Genomic DNA, 16,780 nt, shown 5'->3' on the forward strand with positions numbered 1-16,780 from the left:
TTAGGACAGGCTTACCTAAGCAGATCGACGACGGATGCGACAACCGGGTGGGAGATGCCTCACACCACCTCCCACCCGCGACGGACGTGACCCGCCTACTTCTCGCTGTCGAGCATCGCCATCTGGTCCTCGGCGTAGCGGGTGCCGGCGACCCGGTCGGCCGGCATCGCCTGCTCGATCGCGGCGAGCTGGTCGGCGGTGAGGGTCACGTCCACCGCACCGAGGCTCTCCGCCAGGCGCTCGCGCGTGCGGGCACCCACCAGCGGCACGATGTCGTCGCCGCGCGACGCGACCCACGCGATGGCCGCCTGGGCCACCGTGACGCCGGCCTCGGCCGCGATGCCGCGCAGCGCCTCGACGAGCGCGAGGTTGGCGTCGAGGTTGTCGCCCTGGAATCGGGGCGTGTGCGCCCGGAAGTCACCGGCGCCGGTCTTGGCGGGGTCGTAGTGCCCGCTGATCAGCCCGCGGGACAGGACGCCGTATGCCGTGATGCCGATCCCGAGCTCGCGGCACGTGTCGAGGATGTCGCCCTCGACGCCCCGCGAGATCAGCGAGTACTCGATCTGCAGGTCGCTGATGGGGTGCACCGCGTGCGCCCGGCGGATCGTCTCGGCGCCGACCTCGGAAAGGCCGATGTGTCGGACGTGCCCGGCCTCGACCAGCTCGGCGATCGCCCCGACGGTCTCCTCGATCGGGACGCGAGGGTCGAGCCGGGCGGGGCGGTAGACGTCGACGTGGTCGGTGCCGAGGCGTTGCAGCGAGTAGGCCAGCCACGTCTTGGTGGCGGCCGGGCTGGCGTCGAACCCGAACCAGGAGCCGTCGGGGCCGCGCAGCGCGCCGTACTTGACGCTGATCTGGACCGCGTCGCGGTCGACGCCCCGCAGCGCCTCGCTCAGGAGCAGCTCGTTGTGCCCCATGGCGTAGAAGTCGCCGGTGTCGAGCAGCGTGATGCCGGCGTCGAGCGCGGCGTGGATCGTGGCGATGCTCTCGTCACGGTCCGCCGGGCCGTACAGGGCTGACATGCCCATCAGGCCGAGGCCGATCGGCGGGGTGGCACCCAGGGTGCCGAGGGTCTTGGTCGTCCGTGTCTGTGTGGTCATGTCTCCACCGTGCGTCCGCTGCGACACCGGCGAAAGAGGAGCGTTCAACCACGGACTGCCGGTCCCTGTTTACGCGCTGCACACCGCGTCATGATGGACGCATGGAACGCGAAGCACTGGCCGACTTCCTCGTCCGCCGCCGGGACGCCCTGCAGCCGGCCGACGTCGGCCTGACCCCGGGCACCCGCCGCCGCGCTCCGGGGCTCCGCCGCGAGGAGGTCGCGCAGCTCACCGGCATGTCGGTCGACTACTACGCCCGCCTCGAGCAGGGCCGCAGCCCGCAGCCCTCGACCCAGATGCTGCGCGCCCTCGCCCGGACGCTGCGTCTCAGCCGCGACGAGAGCGACCACCTGCACCGGCTCGCCGGGCACCCGGCGCCCGACCGCGTCGGGGTGTCGACGCACGTCCGCCCCGTCATCCTGCACGTGCTGGACCAGCTCGATGACTGCGTCGCGTTCGTCTGCTCCGACACCGACGTCGTCCTGGCCCAGAACCGTCTCTCGCTGGTCCTCCAGGGGGACCACCGCGGACGGACCGGGGTCGAGGCGAGCTCGACGTACGAGTGGTTCACCCAGCCCGGCGCCCAGGACCGGATCGTCGCCGAGGACCGGCCCGAGCACAGCCGTGTGCGGGTCGCCGACCTGCGGGCGACGTGGTCGCGCCGCCACCAGGACACCGACATCACCGAGCTGGTCGACCGGCTGCTCGCCGAGAGCCCGGAGTTCGCCGAGATCTGGGCGCGCCACGAGGTCGGCGTCAAGCACCTGCAGACCAAGCGCTTCGACCACCCGCAGCTCGGCGTCCTCGAGGTCGACTGCGAGACCATGGCGACCGGCGAGGACGGTCAGCGCCTCGTCATCCTCGGCGCCGCGCCCGGCACCGAGGCCCACGGCAAGCTCCGCCTGCTCGGCGTCCTGGGCGAGCAGAGCCTCGAGGTCTGACCCCGCCGCGCCTCCCCCGTAGGCTCGTCGGGTGACCTTCGACGGATTCCCCGAGGCAGCGCTCGACTTCTACGACGACCTCGAGATGGACAACACCAAGACGTTCTGGGAAGCCCACAAGGAGACCTACACGACGGCCGTCGCGACGCCGATGAAGGCGTTGACGTCCGCGCTGACCGACGAGTTCGGCGAAGCCAAGATCTTCCGCCCCTACCGCGACGTGCGGTTCGCCAAGGACAAGACGCCCTACAAGACCCACCAGGGCGCGTTCGTCGCGAAGGGGCCGTCGACGGGCTACTACGTGCAGATCGGGGCACCCGGGGTGCGGGTCGGCGCCGGCTTCTACGAGGCCTCGGCGGCCCGGCTCGCCAGCATCCGCGAGGCGATCGTCGAGAAGCGCCGCGGCGGTGAGCTCGAGGAGATCCTCGCGCAGCTCACCGCCGCGGGCTGGGAGGTCGGCGGCCAGCGGCTCAAGACCGCGCCGCGCGGCTACGACGTCGACCACCCCCGCATCGAGCTGCTGCGCCACAAGTCGATGACCCTCGGGCGGTCGTACGGGTTCGAGCCGTTCATCCACACCCCCGAGCTGCTCGACCGGGTGCGCCTCGACTGGCGCGCCGTCACCCCGCTGGTCGACTGGGTCCTGCGCTACGCCAAGGGCTGAGTCTGCCGGGTCAGATCGTCAGGCCCTTGAGGGCGGCCTCGGGGTAGCGGTCGCCCGCCGCGACGCCGACCGGTGCTGCCTCGGCCAGCGCGGCCAGGTCGGCCTCGGTGAGCTCGATGTCGGCGGCGGCGACGTTCTCCTCGAGATACGTCCGACGCTTCGTGCCGGGGATCGCGACGACGCCGTCCTGGTGCAGCACCCACGCGAGCGCGAGCTGTCCGGGCGTGACGCCCTTGGCCTCGGCGAGCGCACGCACGCGGTCGACGACGCTCAGGTTGGCCGTCAGGTTCGCCTCGGTGAAGCGCGGGCTGCTCCGGCGGAAGTCGTCGGCGTCGAGGTCGTCGGCCGACGCGATCGCGCCGGTCAGCACACCGCGACCGAGCGGGGAGTACGCGACGAACGCGATGCCGAGCTCACGGGTCGTGTCGAGCACGCCGTTGACCTCGGGCGACCGCTCGAAGAGCGAGTACTCCGTCTGCACCGCCGAGAGCGGGTGCGTCGCGTGGGCGCGCCGGATCGTCTCCGGCGAGGCCTCGGAGATCCCGAGGTAGCGGACCTTGCCCTCCTGGACGAGCTCGCCCATCGCGCCGAACGTCTCCTCGATCGGCGTGCTCGGGTCGACCCGGTGGATGTAGTAGAGGTCGATCGTGTCGCGGCCGAGGTTGCGCAGCGAGCGCTCGAGTGCCGTGCGCAGGTATGCCGGCGAGCCGTTCGGGCCGCGGCGCTCACCGTCGTCGGTGATCTCGACGCCGGTCTTGGTCGCCAGGGCGTACTCGCTGCTGCGGCTGCCGATCGTCCGACCGATGAGCCGCTCGTTGAGGAACGGTCCGTACAGCTCGGCGGTGTCGATCAGGCTGACCCCCAGGTCGAGCGCCCGGTGCAGGGTCGCCGCGGACTCCTCGTCGTCCCGCGCGCCGTAGAACGCGGACATGCCCATCGCGCCGAGCCCCTCGACGCCGGCCTCGAGGCCCTGGCTTCCCCATGCTGTGGTCTTCATCTGCCCCATCACTTCCCGTCCATCACTGCGGTCTTGTAGTAGTCGATCTTGCGGTTGATCGCCGTGAGGTGCGTCTGCACCTCGTCGAGCTGCTCCAGCACGTGGACGCGGTGCGCCTCGAGGATCGCGAGGCGGTCGGCCTCGGTCCCGTCGCGGCGGTAGAGCTCGACGAACTTCTTGATGTCGCGGATCGGCATGCCGGTCCGGCGCAGCATCACCAACGTCCCGAGCCACTTCACGTTCTGCTCGGTGTAGCGCCGCTGCCCCGACGACGAGCGCCCGGGGCGATGGAGGGTCAGGCCCTCCTTCTCGTAGTAGCGCAGGGTGTCGACGCTCAGGCCGCTCATCTGGGCGGCCGCGCTGATGGTGAGCCCCTCCGGGGGCACCTCGGTGACGGTCATGCTTCCAGCATGAACCTTGGAGTGCGCTCCAGCACAAGTCGAACGACGGGGTGACTCCGCACGCGACGTCCCGGGCCACCGCTCGTGGTGGGGTCGGGGATCAACTGGCAGGATCGAGGCATGACCGATCGCATCGAGACCGAGCGGCTCATCGCCGCCTCCCCGGCCGAGATCTTCGCCGTGCTGACCGATCCCCAGGGACATGTCGCGATCGACGCGACCGGCATGCTGCAGGACGCCGACGGCGACCGGGTGACGGCGGCGGGCGACACGTTCGTGGTGCACATGGACCGCGAGTCGCTGGGCGACATCCCCGAGTACGGCACGTACGACGTCGAGGTGACGATCCGCGACTTCGTGCAGGACGAGCTCATCTCCTGGACGATCCTGGGTCGCGTCAGGCCCGGCATGGGGCACGTCTACGGCTACCGGCTGGTGCCCGAGCCCGACCACGGGACGCTGGTCGTCTCGTTCTACGACTGGTCCGAGATCACCCCGGAGTGGCGGGAGGCGGACATCTTCCCGGTCGTGTCCGAGACCGCCCTCAGCGGGACGCTCGGCATCCTCGACCGCACCGTCCGACGCGGCTACCCGCGCGGATGATCGTCGAGCAGGGCATCCTGCGCATCGTCCCGGGCGAGGAGGCCGCCTTCGAGCTGGCGATGGAGTCGGCGAAGACCATCATCGCGGCGATGCCGGGCTTTCGCCGGCTGCAGGTCTCGCGCGGCATCGAGGCCTCGGAGACGTACCTGCTGCTCGTCGAGTGGGACACCCTCGAGGACCACACGCAGGGGTTCCGCGGGTCGGTCGACTACGAGCGGTGGCGATCGGCGCTGCACCACTTCTACGACCCGTTCCCGGTCATCGAGCACTTCGCTCCCGTCATCGAGATCGATCGGACCATCGACAAGGTGTGACCTGGGTCACTAGGTTTGACGTGGGCCCGACGGGTCGGGGGAGCACGTCAACCAAGGAGACACCGCATGCTGCTGGTCCACCGGGTGCTGAGCACCCGAGCACGTCCGATCCTGGGGGCCGCGGCACTGCTGCTGGCCACGCTGCCCTTCACCGCGACGCCGGCCCAGGCCGACGGTCCCGGCGTGGGCGCACCGTGGGTCGTGTCGGTCGGTGACTCCTACATCTCCGGCGAGGCAGGTCGCTGGGCCGGCTCGTCCAACAGCAACAGCGCGGCAGCCGACGCCCTCGGCGGCACGGCCTACTTCGACAACGCCGGCAACAACGCCGAGCAGATCGACCGTTGCCACCGCAGCAAGAGCGCACAGGTCTACGTCGGCGGCGGCGTCAGCGGGCTCAACCTCGCGTGCTCCGGCGCGACGACCGCGACGTCCGACGGCAGCACCTTCAAGCCCGGCCTCGACTTCTACGACAACGGCGCCGGCAAGATCGGGCAGGCCAAGGCCCTGCAGCAGTTCGCCTCGACCCACAACGTGCGGATGGTCAACGTCTCGATCGGGGGCAACGACTTCAACTTCGCGAGCGTCGTCCAGTCGTGCGTCGTCGACTTCCTCTACTCGCCGTCGTGGGCCAAGGACTACTGCAACGACGACAGCAGCGTGAAGGCCAACTTCACCGCCGCCAACGTCGCCGCGGTCAAGACCAAGGTCGCCACCGCGTACCTCAACGTGCGCGCCGCGATGCGGAGCGCCGGCTACGCCGACAGCGCCTGGACGATGCTGGTGCAGAACTACCCCTCGCCGGTGCCGAACGGATCAGGGTTCCGCTACGGCCAGTCGGGCTACACGCGCCAGAGCACCGGCGGCTGCGGCTTCTGGAACAACGACGCCGACTGGGCCAACGCGACCGCGCTGCCGACGATCAACAGCACCGTGACCGGTGCCATCAGCCAGGCCGGGATCACGAACGCCAGGACGCTCAACCTCGCGTCGGCCTACAACGGCCGCCGCCTGTGCGAGGCCGGGGTCGGGCTCTACGAGGAGGTCGGGCTCAGCTCGTGGACCCAGTCCACCGCCGTCGACCGCACCGAGTGGGTCAACCAGATCCGCACGGTCACGACCGCCGGCAGCAGCCCGTACTACATCCAGGAGTCGCTGCACCCCAACTACTGGGGCCAGCTCGCCAACCGGTCGTGCGTCCGCCAGGCCTACAACGGCGGCGCTCCGCGTTCGGGCACGTGCGTGCGCAGCGGCAACGGCCTCACGACGCTCGGCGAGCCGAGGATGGCCCTGCAGTAGCCCGAGGGCCCGAGGGAGGTGGGTCAGCGTCCGGCCTGAAGCCTGAGACCGGCGAGCAGCAGGTCGAGGCCGGCGACGAACTGCTCGGCGTCGTCGTGGCCCTCGAACTCGTCGGTGATCTCGTGCAGGAACGGGAACTCGACGGGGTCGAGGGCTCGCCACTGCGCGACGAACCGCCCGAGGTACTCGTCGCGGTCGACCTCGCCGTCGAGGATCTCCTGGGGCGGCTGCTGCCCCAGGTCGGCGGCGATGCCGACCACGTAGCCGAGCACCGCGGACACGGCGTGGAACCGCTGCCGGGCCGTGAGGTCGAGCCGCAGCGCCTGCTGTCCGAGACGTTCGTAGAGCCTCAGCCCGTTGGGCTGCACCCCCGTGTCGCGCATGAAGTAGCCCCCCAGCCACGGTCGGTCGGCGACCGCGTCGAACAGCGTGATCGCGATGGCCCGTATCCCGTCGATCGGGTCGTCCTGCGCGGCCAGCTGCTCGGTGTCGGCGAGCACGTCGGCCAGGACGTGGTCGGCGGCCCGGTCGAGCAGCTCGTCCTTGCCCGAGACGTACCAGTAGATGCTGCCGACACCCGTCCGGAGGCGACCCGCCAGCGCGCGGAACGTCAGCGCCGACTCACCGGACTCGTCGAGCAGGGCCACCGCCTCGGTCAGCACCGCCTCCATCGAGTGCGACGCGCGCCGGCGTGGACCGGCGGGACGGGCGGGGGGTCGTTCACGTGCGGGTGCCATGACTCACATCCAATCAGGTCTTGCCGTACATCGAACACTGTTCTATCGTATAGAACGTCGTTCGATTGTCGAACGCCGTTCGATAGGAGGTGTCATCATGACTCCCACCACCACGTCCACGCCGCCGCGGACCTACCCGTCCCTGCGAGCCGCCTGGATCCCCCTCGCCGCCCTCTGCCTCGCCTTCTTCGTCGAGATGGTCGACAACACCCTGCTGACGATCGCCCTGCCGACGATCGGCCGCGACCTCGACAGCGGCACCACGTCGCTGCAGTGGGTCACCGGCGCGTACTCACTGACGTTCGGAGGCCTGCTCCTCACCGCCGGCTCGATGGCCGACCGGCTCGGTCGCCGGCGCGTGCTGCTCGTCGGGCTCGTCGCCTTCGGCGTGGTCAGCGCCTGCGTCGTGCTCGTCTCCAGCGCCGGCGAGCTCATCGGCCTGCGGGCCGTGCTCGGCCTCACCGCCGCAGCCATGGCGCCCATCACCAACTCCTTGGTGTTCCGTCTCTTCGACGACCAGGCGCTGCGCATGCGCGCCATGACGATCATGATCGTCGTCGGCCTGTCGGGCTTCATCCTCGGACCACTCCTCGGCGGGACCGCGCTCGCCCACGTCAGCTGGGAGTGGCTGCTGCTCGTCAACGCCCCGATCGCGCTGATCGCGTTCGTGGGCGTACGCCTCGGCGTCCCGGCCGACCACCCGGACGACCTGACCTCGGATGCCCTCGACCTGCCCGGCGCCGTGCTGAGCATCGCCACGATCGGCCTCGCCTGCTACTCGCTCACCAGCGGCGTCGAGCACGGCTGGCTCTCGGTCGTCACCCTCGCCTCGGTCCTCGGCGCCGTCGCCGCGGGCATCGCGTTCGTCCGGCACGAGCGCCGGGCCGCGGCACCCATGCTCGACCTCGGCCTGTTCGCGAACGGCACCGTCCGTGGCGCAGCGATCGCGCAGACCGGGACGTCGATCGCCATGGCCAGCGTGATGTTCGGGCTGATCCTGCACTTCCAGTACGCCTACGGGTGGAGCCCCGTCCGGGCCGGCCTGGCGAACCTGCCGCTGATCGCGACGATGATCCTGGCGACGCCGGTGTCGGAGTGGCTCGCCAAGCGCTTCGGGCACCGGATCGCCTGTCTCGTCGGCGCGGCCCTCCTGGCCGGTTCATTGGCCGGCATGGCTTGGAGCGTCGACCACGGCTACACCCCGATCGCGATCTCCATGGTTGTCATGACCATCGGGCTGCGCACCGTCATGACGATCTGCGCCGTCGCCCTCGTCGAGGCGATGCCGGCCAACCGCACCTCGATCGGCACCGCCCTCAACGACACCGCCCAGGAGGTGGGAACCAGCATCGGCACCGCCGTCGTCGGCACGCTGATCGCCGTGCTGGTCACGACCCAGCTGCCCGCGGGCACCTGGAGCAACGAGCTGGTCCAGTCGTTCTTCCACGGCGAGCGGGTGACGTACTCGATCCTCGCGGTGGTCGTCGGCCTGGTCGCCGCGCTCGGCGCCTCGACCCTGACGAGCTCTCGCAGCACCGACGAGCACGCCGCCGACACCCCACCGGCGCGGTGACTTCTCCACCGCGCTGGGGTCAGGAGCGGCGCAGGAGGTAGGCGTCCATGACCCAGCCCGCGCGAGCCTTGGCCTCGTCGCGGGCGGCGAGGACGGTCGGGAGGACGTCGCCGACCCGTCCGGCGACGAGCGCCTCGTCGGCTGTGCCGAGGTTGGCGCCCCACCAGATCTGCCAGTCGTCCAGGCCGTCGAGGTCGAGCCGCGCGTTGAGCATCACCAGGACGTTGTCGGCACCGGCCTCGACCGCCTCGCGCAGCCGGCGGCCGGTCGTCACCAGGATCGGCTGGCCGATCTCGTGCAGCACGATCCGGTGGCGGGCCGCCAGCATCTGCAGGCTCGAGATGCCGGGGATGACGTCCCACTCCGCATCGACCCGGCCGCGCGCCAGCACCTTCTCGACGATGCGGATCGTCGAGTCGTAGAAGGCAGGATCGCCCCAGACCAGGAAGCCGGTGTCACCTTCGTGCTCGAGGATGGCCTGCTCGTACGCAGCGGCGCGGGCGTCGTGCCAGTCGACGACGACCCGGTCGTAGCCGGCAGCATCGGCAGTCGACGACGCCGACCGGTCGCGCTCTGGATCACGCACGGCCACGACGGGCGGGACGACGTCGAGGTGCCGCGCCAGCAACGCCTGCCGGGCCGCGAGCAACGGGTCGTCGCCTCCCTTGTCGGCCGTGACGAAGAAGTCGACCGACCGCAGCGCCTCGACGGCCTCGACCGTCACCTGGTCGGGGTGCCCCGCTCCGATGCCGATCACCCGGATGCGCCGCGGCCGGTCCGGCGTCATGCCTGGCGGTCCTCCAGGTCTCCCTCGATGTCGAGGTAGACCTGCTGCATCTGCGCGAGCAGGTCGGCGTCGGGCTCGGCCCACAGGTCGCGGTCGACGGCCTCGTTGAGCCGCTCGATGATGCCGCGCAACGCCCAGGGGTTCGACTTCTTCATGAACGCCTGGTTGGTCTCGTCGAGGACGTACTCGTTGGCGAGGGTCTCGTACATCCAGTCGTGCACGACGCCGGTCGTGGCGTCGAACCCGAAGAGGTAGTCGACGGTCGCGGCCAGCTCGAACGCACCCTTGTAGCCGTGGCGCTGCATCGCGCCGATCCAGCGGGGGTTGACGACGCGGGCGCGGAACACGCGCGTCGTCTCCTCCTGCAGCGTGCGGGTGCGCACCGCATCGGGCGTGGTCGAGTCGCCGACGTACGCCTTGGGGTCCTGGCCCGTCAGCGCACGGACCGTCGCCACCATGCCGCCGTGGTACTGGAAGTAGTCGTCGGAGTCGGCGATGTCGTGCTCGCGGGTGTCGATGTTCTTGGCCGCGACCGCGATGCGGCGGTAGTTGGCGCGCATGTCGTCGGCGGCCGGTGCCCCGTCGAGGTCGCGGCCGTACGCGAAGCCGCCCCACGCCGTGTAGACCTCGGCGAGGTCGTTGTCGTTCTTCCAGTTGCCGGCCTCGATGACCTGCAGGATGCCCGCGCCGTACGAGCCCGGCTTCGAGCCGTAGATGCGGGTCGTGGCGCGGCGCTCGTCGCCGTGCTCGGCGAGATCGGCCTGGGCGTGGGCCCGGACGTAGTTCCGGTCAGCCGGCTCGTCGAGGTCGGCGACCTGGCGGATTGCGTCGTCGAGGATGCCGATGACGTGCGGGAACGCGTCGCGGAAGAAGCCCGAGATGCGGACCGTGACGTCAATGCGGGGGCGGTCGAGCTCGTCGAGCGGCACGACCCGCAGGCCGTTGACCCGGCGGGACGCGGGGTCCCACTCCGGCTCGACGCCGATCAGCGCGAGCACCTCGGCGATGTCGTCGCCGGACGTGCGCATCGCCGACGTGCCCCACACCGAGAGGCCGACCGACCTCGGGTACTCGCCGGTGTCGGCGAGGTGCCGCTCGATCAGCGAGTCGGCCATGGCGCGACCGGTCTCCCACGCGAGGCGGGACGGCACGGCCTTGGGGTCGACGGTGTAGAAGTTGCGACCCGTGGGCAGGACGTTGACCAGACCGCGCAGCGGCGACCCGGACGGCCCGGCGGGGATGAAGCCTCCGTCGAGGGCGTGCAGCACGTGGTCGAGCTCGTCGGTGGTCTGCGCCAGACGCGGCACGACCTCGGTCGCGGCGAACTCGAGCACGCGGACGACGTCGGGAACGTCGGTGAGGGTGCGGGCGACCGAGGCGTCCCAGTCGGCCGCTTCCATGGCCAGCACCAGCGCACGGGCCTGCTCCTCGATCTGGTCGATGGCGCCGAGGTGGCCGTCGCCCTCCTTGAGGCCCAGGGCGGCACGCAGACCGGGGACGGCACCGGCGTCGCCGCCCCAGATCTGGCTGGCGCGCAGGATCGAGAGCACGAGGTTGACCCGCGCCTCCCCTGCCGGCGCCTGGCCGAGCACGTGCAGCCCGTCGCGGATCTGGGCGTCCTTGATCTCGCACAGCCAGCCGTCGACGTTGAAGATGAAGTCGTCGAACTCCTCCTCGTCGGGGATGTCGTCGAGGCCGAGGTCGCGGTGCATCTCCGCGGCCCGCATGTGCGTCCAGATCTGCGACCGGATCGCCGGCAGCTTGGCCGGGTCCATGGCCGCGATGTTGGCGTACTCGTCGAGCAGCTGCTCGAGCTTGGCGATGTCGCCGTAGGACTCCGCGCGGGCCATCGGCGGGATCAGGTGGTCGACGATCGTGGCGTGGGCGCGGCGCTTGGCCTGCGCGCCCTCGCCCGGGTCGTTGACGAGGAACGGGTAGATCAGCGGCATGTTGCCGATCGCGGCGTCGGTGCCGCAGGACGCCGACAGGGCCGCGTTCTTGCCCGGCAGCCACTCCATCGAGCCGTGCTTGCCGAGGTGGACGACCGCGTGGGCACCCCACTCCTCCTCGACCCAGCGATACGCCGCGAGGTAGTGGTGGGACGGCGCCATGTCGGGGTCGTGGTAGATCGCGACGGGGTTCTCGCCGTAGCCGCGGGGCGGCTGGATCATCAGGATGACGTTGCCGGCGCGGATCGTGGCGAGGACGATCTCCTGGTCGTCGTTGACGAAGAGCTTGCCCGGCGCGGGGCCCCAGGCCTCGAGCATCCCGTCACGCAGGTCGGGGTGGAAGCCCTCGAACCAGCCGGCGTACTGGGCGGCGGGGATGCGCACGTGGCTCTCGGTGAGCTGCACCTGGGTCAGCCACTCCTCGTCCTGGCCGCCGGCCGCGATGAGCGCGTGGATCAGCGCGTCGCCGGCCTCGGTCAGGTCGTCGAGCTCGAGCCCGGGGACGTCGCCGGGCGCGCCGAGGTCGTAGCCCGCGTCTCGCATCTCGCGCAGCAGGCGGATCGTCGACACCGGGGTGTCGAGGCCGACGGCGTTGCCGACGCGGCTGTGCTTGGTCGGGTAGGCCGACAGCATCAGCACGATCTTCTTGTCGGCAGCCGGGAGGTGCCGCAGGCGGGCGTGGGCGATCGCGATGCCGGCGACGCGGGCGCTGCGCTCGTCGTCGGCGACGTAGCGGGGCAGCCCGTCCTCGTCGATCTCCTTGAACGAGAACGGCGCGGTGATGATGCGGCCGTCGAACTCGGGGATCGCGATCTGGTTGGCCGAGTCGAGCGGCGTGACGCCGTCGTCGGACGCCTCCCAGTCCTCGCGGCTCGACGTCAGGCAGAGACCCTGCAGGATCGGGATGTCGAGGGCCTTCATGCGGGCGACGTCCCACGCCTCGTCGTCGCCGCCGGCGCTGACGGTGCCGGGCTTGGTGCCGCCCGCGGCCAGGACCGTGACGATCAGGGCGTCGAGCGTGCCGAGTTCGGCGAACAGGGCGTCGGGGGCCGCGCGCAACGACGAGCTGAAGATCGGGACGCCGACCGCCTCGCCCGTCGCGTCGATCGCGTCAGCCAGCGAGTGGGCGAAGCCGCTGTTGCCGGACGCCTCGTGGGCCCGGTAGTAGAGCACGCCGATGCGCGGCAGCGCGGTGCCGGCGATCTCGACCGCGTCCCGCTTCGCGACGCCCCATTCGGGCAGCACCGCCGGGGGGTCGAAGCCCTCGCCGGTCAGCAGGATCGTGTCGGACAGGAACGCGTGCAGCTGCTTGAGGTTCTCCGGCCCGCCCTCGGCCAGGTAGACGTGAGCGTCCGCGGCGATGCCGATCGGGACGGTCGACTGCTCCATGAGCTCGGCGCTGGGGGTCTGCTCGCCGCCGAGGACGATCATCGGCTTGCCGATGTCGCGGATGCGCCAGAATCCTGAGCACAGGTCCTGCGGGGAGCCGAGGATGCGGGCGACGACGAGGTCGGCCGACATGATGGCCTCGGCCATCCCCTCGTGGGCCGGCCGGGCCGGGTTGGCGTACGTGAAGTCGGCCCCCGACGCCCTCGCCGACAGCAGATCGGTGTCGGACGTGGACAGCAGCGCGATGCGGGTCATGGTTCCTCCTCGGGGTTCTCGCCCCGTGTGGTGGGTTGCTCCACGCACAGTGTCTGGCTGGGCCTCCCGCTCGGGAGACGCCTCACAGTGGCGGAACCGCTCCGGACTCGCACCGGATTCCTGCGGCGTGGAAGTGGCCTCAGCCTACTGGCACCCGCTCCTGGACGACGAGTCGTCATGGCCGCTGCCCTTGCGGCAACGCCGAGTCGGGGACACGATGGGGCGAACTACTTCGGGGGGTCCACATGCCCATGCACGTCATCATCGCCACCGACGGCTCCAAGCAGTCACTTCAGGCAGCCCGTTATCTCCGCGGGTTCGCCGAGCCCGACACCATCGCGTCGGTGGGCGTCGTCGCCGTGGTGAGCCCGCTCGCCGCGGTCCCCTTCGCCAGCGACACGTCGGGCAGTCGGAGCAAGGACGCCGAGACGTCCTTCCGCACCGCCGCCGAGGGCGCTGCCAAGGACGTCGCCGCGGCCCTCGACGGCTGGGGCCCGAAGGTCACCACCCACGTGCGCAGCGGATCGCCCGCCACCGAGATCGTCAAGGCGGCCAAGGCCAAGGGCGCCGAGCTCATCGTGATCGCGAGCCAGAGCAGCCGCGCCGAGGCCGTGCTGATGGGGTCGGTCGCCCACAAGGTGCTCAACCACGCGACGTGCCCGGTGCTCGTCGTGCGGCCGGGGGCCAAGCCCAGGAAGAAGTAGCCCGCACGGGCTGCCGGGCACGGTCCGTACGATGACCCGGTGAGCCGACGCACCTACACCGACCGCTGTCCCGGGGTTTTTCGACCGTGGATCGCCGACGACGGTGCGATCGTCCGCCTTCGGCTCGTCGGCGGCGTCGTCCCGTCGGCGGCCCTGATGCCGCTGATCGACATCGCCGAGGAGCACGCCGACGGCACGGTCCTGATGACCAAGCGCACCAACCTGCAGCTGCGGGGCATCGCCCACGACGACGGCTGCGTGTCGTCCGAGCTCGTCGACGCGCTGACGGCGGCCGGGTTCCTGCCGTCCCCCAGCCACGAGCTGGTGCGCAACATCATGGTGTCGCCGATGACCGGCCGGATGGGCGGACAGGCCGACCTTCGCGGTCTCGCCCGCGAGCTCGACCGGCAGGTCTGCGCCGAGCCCGAGCTCGCCCGTCTGGCCGGAAGGTTCCTGTTCGTCCTCGACGACGGACGCGGTGACATCGGCGAGCGGTCCCTCGACCTGGGCGTCACGGCCGTCGACCGCGAGCACGTCCAGCTCCGCGTCGGCACGCACCACTGGGGCGACGTCGTCGCGATCGCCGAGGCGCCCGAGGCCCTCGTCGCGTACGCGCTCCGGTTCCTCGCGGCGGCCGGCACCGGCGACTCCGCCCTCTGGCACGTCGACGAGCTGCCGGGCGGCGGCGCCGAGCTGATGGGCGACCACCACGCCCGTGACGTCCGCACCCAGGTCACGTCGCTCCCCCTGCCGTACGGCATGATCGCGCAGGACGACGGCAGCGAGGCCGTGCACGTCGCCGTCCCTGACGGGCTGCTGGACCGGGGTCTCCTGGAGGCCATCACCGTCCAAGCCGCGGACGAGGTCATCGTGACGCCGTGGCGCAGCATCCTCCTTCCCGACCTGGAGCCTGAGTGAATCTCGAACGTCCCTCCCGCCACTTCGACTACGTCGACGACGGATCGGCGATCTATGTCGACTCGTTCGCGACGATCCGCGCCGAGTCGAACCTGTCGCACATCCCGGCGGACGCCGAGAAGGTCGCGGTGCGCATGGTGCACGCCTGCGGGCAGGTCGACCTGACCGACGACCTGGTGATCCACGACCACCTCGTGACGGCCGCCCGCGGCGCGCTGCAGGCCGGGGCGCCGATCCTGACCGACGCGACGATGGTCGCGTCCGGGGTCACCCGCGCCCGCCTGCCGCAGGACAACCAGGTGCTGTGCTTCCTGCGTGACGAGCGCGTGCCGGGCCTGGCGGCGGCGTGGAGCACGACCCGGTCGGCGGCCGCCGTCTCGCTGTGGGCCGACCACCTCGAGGGCGCCGTCGTCGCGTTCGGCAACGCCCCGACCGCCCTGTTCCACCTGATGGAGATGCTCCTGGACGGCGCGCCCCGTCCTGCAGCGATCATCGGCACGCCGGTGGGCTTCATCGGTGCCGCGGAGTCCAAGGACGCCCTGGCCGAGCTCTCGCTCGACATCCCGTTCCTGACGGTGCGCGGTCGACGCGGCGGGTCAGCGATGGCCGCCTCGGCGCTCAACGCGCTGGCCCAGGAGAAGGAGTGACAGCCCCCGGGCGCCTCTACGGGGTCGGCCTCGGCCCCGGGGACCCCGAGCTCATCACCCTCAAGGCCGCCCGGCTGATCGAGTCGGCCGACGTCATCGCCTATCACCAGGGTGTGGGCAAGCAGTCCAACGCGCGGCGCATCGCGGTCGGCCTCTTCCCCGCCGGCGTCGTCGAGGAGGTGCTGCAGTATCCGGTGACGACCGGCACGACCGACCACCCCGGCGGATATGCCGGCGCGATGGCCGAGTTCTACGAGGAGTGCGCTGCCCGTCTCGGCGCTCACCTCGAGGCCGGCCGGACGGTCGTGATCCTCGCCGAGGGCGACCCGCTGTTCTACGGGTCGTACATGTACATGCACGACCGGCTCGCCGACCGGTTCGAGACCGAGGTCGTGCCCGGCGTGCCGGCGTTCGCCGCCGCGACGGCCGCCGTCGCGTCACCGCTCGTACGACTCACCGACGTCCTCACGATCCTGCCCGGCACCCTGCCCGAGCCCGAGCTCGCGCGGCGGCTGGCCGACACCGACGGCGCCATCATCATGAAGCTCGGCCGGACGTTCCCGGCGGTCGTCTCGGCGCTGCGCCAGGCCGGCCGGCTGGACGGCGCGCTCTACGTCGAGCGGGCCTCGATGCCGGAGCAGCGGTGGATGCCCGTCGCCGACGTCGACCCCACCTCCGTGCCGTACTTCTCGCTCATCGTCGTCCCCGGCGACACCAAGCCGCGTCTCGCTGTGGATGTGACGAGATCCCACCCGGCTGCCGCCGAGCTGCTCGTCATCGGCCTCGGCCCCGGCCCCGACCGCTGGCTGACGCCCGAGGTCACCGAGGCCCTCGCCGACGTCCAGCACGTCATCGGCTACGCGCCGTACGTCGACCGGGTGCCGCAGCGCGAAGGCCTCACCCGCCACTCCTCGGGCAACACCGTCGAGGTCGACCGCGCCCGCCTCGCGCTCGACCTGGCGCTGGGTGGCGAGCGCGTCGCGGTGGTCTCCGGTGGTGACGCCGGCATCTTCGGCATGGCCGCCGCGGTCTTCGAGGCAGCCGAGGACGCGGCGTACGCGGACGTGCCGATCCGGGTGCTGCCCGGCCTCTCCGCCGTCCAGGTCGTCGCGGCTCGGGCCGGCGCGCCGATCGGAGGCGACTTCGCGGTCATGAGCCTGTCCGACCGGCTCAAGCCGTGGGAGCTCATCGAGAAGCGGATGCGTGCCGTCGCCGAGGCCGACCTCGTGCTCGCGGTCTACAACCCGCGTTCTCGGTCGAGGACGACCCAGGTCGCCGACATGCAGCGCATCCTGCTGGAGCACCGCGACCCGTCGACCGTCGTGGTCGTCGGCCGCGACGTCGGCCGCGCAGAGGAGTCACTGACCGTGACGACCCTCGGCGAGCTCGACCCCGAGACGATCGACATGAAGTGCCTGCTGATCGTCGGCGCCTCCGGCACCAGGGTCACCCCCGCCGGCCAGGCCTGGACCCCCCGTTTCGCTGACGAGACCCGCTGACGGTCT

The 16,780-nt window shown here is 71.1% G+C and carries 16 protein-coding genes and 1 riboswitch; of the genes, 10 read left to right on the forward strand and 6 right to left on the reverse strand.

Going from position 1 to position 16,780, the window contains the following annotated elements; all coding sequences use genetic code 11:
- Positions 1-95: 95 nt before the first annotated feature.
- Positions 96-1,100 carry an aldo/keto reductase gene (locus HQK15_RS02135; protein WP_173489780.1) on the reverse strand — a complete coding sequence of 335 codons (1,005 nt, stop codon included), beginning with the start codon at positions 1,098-1,100 and terminating at the stop codon, positions 96-98.
- Positions 1,101-1,201: 101 nt separating this feature from the next.
- Between HQK15_RS02135 and HQK15_RS02140 the strand changes: the two genes are divergently transcribed.
- Both HQK15_RS02140 and HQK15_RS02145 read left to right on the forward strand, forming a co-directional pair.
- Entirely contained in the window at positions 1,202-2,041 is an 840-nt protein-coding gene (locus HQK15_RS02140) for a helix-turn-helix transcriptional regulator (RefSeq protein WP_173489781.1), read from the forward strand.
- Between the two features lie 31 nt (positions 2,042-2,072).
- Positions 2,073-2,705, forward strand: a complete 633-nt coding sequence (locus HQK15_RS02145) for a DUF2461 domain-containing protein (protein WP_173489782.1) — start codon at positions 2,073-2,075, stop codon at positions 2,703-2,705.
- A gap of 10 nt (positions 2,706-2,715) precedes the next feature.
- On the opposite strand, the gene HQK15_RS02150 is transcribed toward HQK15_RS02145, so the two are convergent.
- Both HQK15_RS02150 and HQK15_RS02155 read right to left on the reverse strand, forming a co-directional pair.
- Positions 2,716-3,702 carry an aldo/keto reductase gene (locus HQK15_RS02150; RefSeq protein ID WP_173489783.1) on the reverse strand — a complete coding sequence of 329 codons (987 nt, stop codon included), beginning with the start codon at positions 3,700-3,702 and terminating at the stop codon, positions 2,716-2,718.
- An 8-nt stretch (positions 3,703-3,710) separates the two neighbouring features.
- Positions 3,711-4,103 carry a MerR family transcriptional regulator gene (locus HQK15_RS02155; RefSeq protein ID WP_173489784.1) on the reverse strand — a complete coding sequence of 131 codons (393 nt, stop codon included), beginning with the start codon at positions 4,101-4,103 and terminating at the stop codon, positions 3,711-3,713.
- 120 nt (positions 4,104-4,223) lie between these two features.
- Here HQK15_RS02155 and HQK15_RS02160 point away from each other — a divergent pair, with 120 nt between their 5' ends.
- The 3 genes from HQK15_RS02160 to HQK15_RS02170 all read left to right on the forward strand — a co-directional run bounded on the left by HQK15_RS02160 (position 4,224) and on the right by HQK15_RS02170 (position 6,316).
- Positions 4,224-4,706, forward strand: coding sequence for an SRPBCC family protein (locus HQK15_RS02160; RefSeq protein ID WP_173489785.1), 483 nt, complete (start codon positions 4,224-4,226; stop codon positions 4,704-4,706).
- Positions 4,703-5,020, forward strand: a complete 318-nt coding sequence (locus HQK15_RS02165; protein WP_173489786.1) for an antibiotic biosynthesis monooxygenase family protein — start codon at positions 4,703-4,705, stop codon at positions 5,018-5,020. The genes HQK15_RS02160 and HQK15_RS02165 overlap by 4 nt, the downstream gene beginning before the upstream one ends.
- Positions 5,021-5,086: 66 nt before the next feature.
- Positions 5,087-6,316 (forward strand): SGNH/GDSL hydrolase family protein, encoded by a 1,230-nt coding sequence (locus tag HQK15_RS02170; RefSeq protein ID WP_254450662.1) that lies wholly within the window; start codon positions 5,087-5,089, stop codon positions 6,314-6,316.
- Positions 6,317-6,339: 23 nt separating this feature from the next.
- Here the strand turns inward: HQK15_RS02170 and HQK15_RS02175 are convergent, their stop codons facing one another.
- Positions 6,340-7,053 carry a TetR/AcrR family transcriptional regulator gene (locus HQK15_RS02175; protein ID WP_217361319.1) on the reverse strand — a complete coding sequence of 238 codons (714 nt, stop codon included), beginning with the start codon at positions 7,051-7,053 and terminating at the stop codon, positions 6,340-6,342.
- Positions 7,054-7,150: 97 nt separating this feature from the next.
- On the opposite strand from HQK15_RS02175, the gene HQK15_RS02180 reads away from it, so the two are divergent.
- A complete protein-coding gene (locus HQK15_RS02180) occupies positions 7,151-8,626 on the forward strand; it encodes an MFS transporter (RefSeq protein WP_173489787.1) in 1,476 nt (491 codons plus the stop codon).
- A 19-nt stretch (positions 8,627-8,645) separates the two neighbouring features.
- Here the strand turns inward: HQK15_RS02180 and cobF are convergent, their stop codons facing one another.
- Together cobF and cobN are read right to left on the reverse strand one after the other, a co-directional pair.
- Positions 8,646-9,413: a precorrin-6A synthase (deacetylating) gene (cobF, locus tag HQK15_RS02185; RefSeq protein ID WP_173489788.1), complete on the reverse strand. Its 768-nt coding sequence runs from the start codon at positions 9,411-9,413 to the stop codon at positions 8,646-8,648.
- Positions 9,410-13,006, reverse strand: a complete 3,597-nt coding sequence (gene cobN / locus HQK15_RS02190) for a cobaltochelatase subunit CobN (protein ID WP_173489789.1) — start codon at positions 13,004-13,006, stop codon at positions 9,410-9,412. Before cobN ends, cobF begins: the two co-directional genes overlap by 4 nt.
- Before the next feature lie 47 nt (positions 13,007-13,053).
- Positions 13,054-13,129, reverse strand: a riboswitch (cobalamin riboswitch).
- Between the two features lie 122 nt (positions 13,130-13,251).
- Between cobN and HQK15_RS02195 the strand changes: the two genes are divergently transcribed.
- Genes HQK15_RS02195 through HQK15_RS02210 form a run of 4 tightly spaced genes read left to right on the forward strand, consistent with a single transcriptional unit; the run spans position 13,252 to position 16,774 of the window.
- Positions 13,252-13,710, forward strand: a complete 459-nt coding sequence (locus HQK15_RS02195) for a universal stress protein (RefSeq protein WP_217361320.1) — start codon at positions 13,252-13,254, stop codon at positions 13,708-13,710.
- Positions 13,711-13,749: 39 nt separating this feature from the next.
- On the forward strand, positions 13,750-14,628 hold the full coding sequence (locus HQK15_RS02200) for a ferredoxin-like domain-containing protein (RefSeq protein ID WP_173489790.1): 879 nt from the start codon (positions 13,750-13,752) through the stop codon (positions 14,626-14,628).
- Positions 14,625-15,275 (forward strand): precorrin-8X methylmutase, encoded by a 651-nt coding sequence (locus HQK15_RS02205; RefSeq protein ID WP_173489791.1) that lies wholly within the window; start codon positions 14,625-14,627, stop codon positions 15,273-15,275. The genes HQK15_RS02200 and HQK15_RS02205 overlap by 4 nt, the downstream gene beginning before the upstream one ends.
- Positions 15,272-16,774, forward strand: coding sequence for a precorrin-2 C(20)-methyltransferase (locus HQK15_RS02210; RefSeq protein WP_173489792.1), 1,503 nt, complete (start codon positions 15,272-15,274; stop codon positions 16,772-16,774). The genes HQK15_RS02205 and HQK15_RS02210 overlap by 4 nt, the downstream gene beginning before the upstream one ends.
- Positions 16,775-16,780: the final 6 nt, after the last annotated feature.

It is taken from the genome of Aeromicrobium stalagmiti, assembly GCF_013283745.1.
GTDB lineage: Bacteria > Actinomycetota > Actinomycetes > Propionibacteriales > Nocardioidaceae > Aeromicrobium > Aeromicrobium stalagmiti.